Source organism: Burkholderia sp. Bp9143 (genome assembly GCF_003853645.1).
Classification (GTDB): Bacteria; Pseudomonadota; Gammaproteobacteria; order Burkholderiales; family Burkholderiaceae; genus Burkholderia.
The window spans coordinates 1-960 of the sequence record NZ_QTPO01000145.1 but is presented as its reverse complement, the minus strand read 5'-3'; the positions used below and the strand labels follow the sequence as shown (position 1 = coordinate 960).

Genomic DNA, 960 nt, shown 5'->3' with positions numbered 1-960 from the left:
TGCAATGACACGCAGAAGCACGCGCTCAAGTGGAACAAGAAGTGGCCATCGGGTTTCGACTTGAACGTGCTGACGACCGGCAGCAGCAAGGAACTCGGCATTCACTCCGGTACGATCAACGCTACGTGCGAGCAATACGCGAAGTCGCGCAGTCAGCACCGACGTCCGTACCTGCGCTATCGCGGCAGGAAATCGCTTGGCTGGGTGCCGCTGAAGGGCCGCGATCTGAAGCGCGAGGGCGACGCATTTCGCTTCGCCGGCAACACCTTTCGCGTGTTCAATAGCCGACCGCTTCCCGAAGGCAAGATCAAGGACGGAACCAACTTCGCGCAGGATGCGCGCGGTAACTGGTTTCTCAACATCGTGATCGAGATGCCCGATGTTCAGGCCCGCCCGATCCGTTCCGGTATCGGCATCGATTTGGGCTTGAAAGACTTGGCCACACTTTCGACCGGTGAGAAACTGCCCAACGATCGGTTCGGTCGATGCGCGGCCGAGAAGCTCGCGAAAGCGCAACGGGCGCGAAAGCACAAGCGGCATATCGCGAAGCTGCACGCCAAGGTCGCAAATGCCCGTGCTGATTTCCAACACAAGCTCGCGCTCGATCTGGTGCGGCGCTTCGATTACATCGCGGTCGGCAACGTGTCGGCCGCGAAGCTCGCCAGAACCAGGATGGCGAAGAGCGTCTACGACGCATCCTGGTCGTCCTTCCGAAACAAGCTCCGTTACAAAGCGATCGCGCACGGGGCCACGTTCGAGGAAGTCGACGAAAGCGGTTCCACCCAGTCCTGTTCGTCGTGCGGGTCGAAAGACAGCACGACGCGGCCGAAAGGTATCGCAGGGCTGCGAATAAGAGAGTGGGCTTGCAGTGACTGTGGTGTCGAGCATGATCGAGATACCAATGCTGCTTTGAACATTCTCCGATGCGGACGTGCATCGCCAGGTGTGGGAATCCTCCGC

At 59.7% G+C, this 960-nt stretch carries 1 protein-coding gene; it reads left to right on the top strand.

The window, feature by feature from the left end:
- Positions 1-960: RNA-guided endonuclease TnpB family protein (locus DIE23_RS39035; protein ID WP_148093504.1), on the top strand; the 960-nt coding region annotated here is incomplete at both ends.